The 2,502-nt window shown below is 62.7% G+C and carries 2 protein-coding genes; both read left to right on the top strand.

Going from position 1 to position 2,502, the window contains the following annotated elements:
* The first annotated feature begins 120 nt into the window (after positions 1–120).
* A complete protein-coding gene (gene istA / locus BRX37_RS26050; protein ID WP_125990330.1) occupies positions 121–1,614 on the top strand; it encodes an IS21 family transposase in 1,494 nt (497 codons plus the stop codon).
* Positions 1,611–2,378 (top strand): IS21-like element ISSsp5 family helper ATPase IstB, encoded by a 768-nt coding sequence (gene istB, locus BRX37_RS26045; protein ID WP_007686288.1) that lies wholly within the window; start codon positions 1,611–1,613, stop codon positions 2,376–2,378. The genes istA and istB overlap by 4 nt, the downstream gene beginning before the upstream one ends.
* Positions 2,379–2,502 lie beyond the last annotated feature (124 nt).

Below are 2,502 nucleotides of genomic sequence, written 5' to 3'. Positions count from 1 at the left end.
TGAGAACGGCGGAGCAATATTCGACCACGGTAGCGGCGGGATAGTCCTGCTGCGGGCGGCGTAAAAGTCGTCCACCTTGAAGCCTTTCTGCCGAGTCAGGGAGGTGTGGGGATCTACAGCGTGGAACTTTATCTTCAGGTCCGTCTGGCTTGCGCGGATGGCATGAGCCAACGGGCGGCGGCGAAGCGTTTCAATGTGTCGCGCGATACGGTACGCAAGATGCTGTCGTTTTCATCGCCGCCGGGTTACCAGCGCCAGTCCGTACCGCAGCGCCCGAAGCTGGACGGGTTTGTGGCGATCATTGATGGATGGCTTGAGGGTGACCGCAGTGTCCCGCGCAAACAACGCCATACGGCGAAGCGGGTATTCGACCGTTTGCGCACCGAGCATGGTTTCACCGGCGGCTATACGATCATCAAGGATTACATTCGGGAGCGTGAGCAGCGTAGCCGGGAGATGTTCGTGCCGCTGGCGCACCCTGCGGGAGATGCGCAGGCCGACTTCGGGGAAGCGCTGGTGGAGATCGGCGGGGTGGAACAGAAGGCCTACTTCTTCGCGCTCGATCTGCCGCACAGTGATGCCTGCTATGTGCGGGCCTATCCGGCGGCGGTGGCGGAGGCCTGGGTGGACGGACACGTTCATGCCTTCGCGTTCTTCGGCGCGGTACCGCGCTCGATCGTCTATGACAACGATCGCTGCCTTGTGGCGAAGATCCTGCCCGACGGCACGCGGCAGCGTGCCACGCTGTTCAGCGCTTTCCTGTCGCATTACGTGATCCGCGACCGCTATGCCCGCCCGGGCAAGGGGAACGAGAAAGGCAATGTGGAGGGGCTGGTAGGCTATTGCCGGCGCAACTTCATGGTGCCGATCCCGAAGTTCCCGACCTGGGAGGCGTTCAACCTGTGGCTGGAGGAGCAATGCCGCAAGCGCCAGCAGGACAAGGTGCGCGGGCAGAGCGAGACGATCGGTGAGCGCTTGGAACGCGATCTCGCGGCCATGCAGCCTCTGCCCGCTACACCCTTCGAGGCCTGCGATCAGAAAGGCGGGCGGGTCTCCTCGCAATCCCTGGTGCGCTACAGGACCAACGATTATTCGGTTCCGGTGGCCTGGGGCCATCAGGAGGTCTGGATCAGGGCCTATGTCGATGAGGTGGTGATCGGCTGCCGCAGCGAAGTCATCGCCCGTCATCCTCGTTGCTATGCCCGCGAGGAGGTTGCCTTCGACCCGCTCCATTATCTCCCGCTGATCGAGCAGAAGATCAACGCATTCGACCAGGCTGCGCCTTTGCAGGGCTGGGACCTGCCCGAAGCGTTCACGACACTGCAGCGGTTGATGGAAGGGCGCATGCACAAACATGGCAGGCGCGAATATGTGCAGGTACTGCGCCTGCTGGAAACGTTCACCCTCGCCGATCTCCAGGCGGCGGTCGAACAAGCCATCGATCTTGGCGCCATCGGCTTCGATGCCGTCAAGCACCTCGTCCTGTGCCGGATCGAACGCGTACCGCCCAGGCTGGACCTGGACGTCTATCCCTTCCTGCCACGCACCACGGTCGAGAAGACCTTTGCCAGAGCCTATCTGAGCCTGCTCTCCGACCGGCAGGAGGCCGCATGAGCGATCAGGCCCCGGAGATCCTTCTCGCTCACCATCTCAAGGCGCTCAAGCTGCCTACGTGCCTGCGTGAGCATCACAAGCTCGCGCGGCAATGTGCCGCTGAAGGCGTCGATCATATCCGCTTCCTCGCCCGCCTCGTCGAGATGGAAATGATCGACAGGGAGCGTCGCATGGTCGAGCGGCGCATCAAGGCCGCGCGCTTCCCCGCCGTCAAAAGCCTCGACAGCTTCGACTTCGCCGCCATCCCCAGGCTCAACAAGATGCAGGTGCTCGAGATGGCGCGCTGCGAGTGGATCGAGCGGCGTGAGAACGCCATCGCTCTGGGGCCATCAGGCACCGGAAAGACGCACGTAGCGTTGGGGCTCGGACTGGCAGCATGCCAGAAAGGACTGTCGGTGGGCTTCACCACCGCGGCAGCGCTGGTCAGCGAAATGATGGAGGCCCGCGACGAGCGCCGTCTTCTGCGCTTCCAGAAGCAGATGGCCGGATACAAGCTGCTCATCATCGACGAACTGGGCTTTGTGCCGCTCTCCAAGACCGGCGCCGAACTGTTGTTCGAGCTGATCTCCCAGCGTTACGAACGCGGCTCCACCTTCATCACCAGCAACCTGCCCTTCGACGAATGGACCGAAACCTTCGGATCTGAGCGTCTCACAGGCGCGCTCCTCGATCGCCTGACCCATCACGTCAGCATCCTCGAGATGAACGGCGAAAGCTATCGCCTCGCGCACAGCCGGGCCCGCAAGGCCAAAACCAGACCCTGAAAATTACACCAATGCCGGGGGGAGTGGCCCTCGGGCTACGCCCTCACGCCACTCCCCCCGGCATGTAACACGATGGCCTGGTTTTACGCCGCCGAATGGCCGACTTTTGCTCCGCCGTTGACAC

Source organism: Sphingomonas sp. S-NIH.Pt3_0716, from assembly GCF_003950715.1.
Lineage (GTDB): Bacteria > Pseudomonadota > Alphaproteobacteria > Sphingomonadales > Sphingomonadaceae > Sphingobium > Sphingobium yanoikuyae_A.
This window is presented reverse-complemented; position numbering and strand designations above follow the sequence as displayed.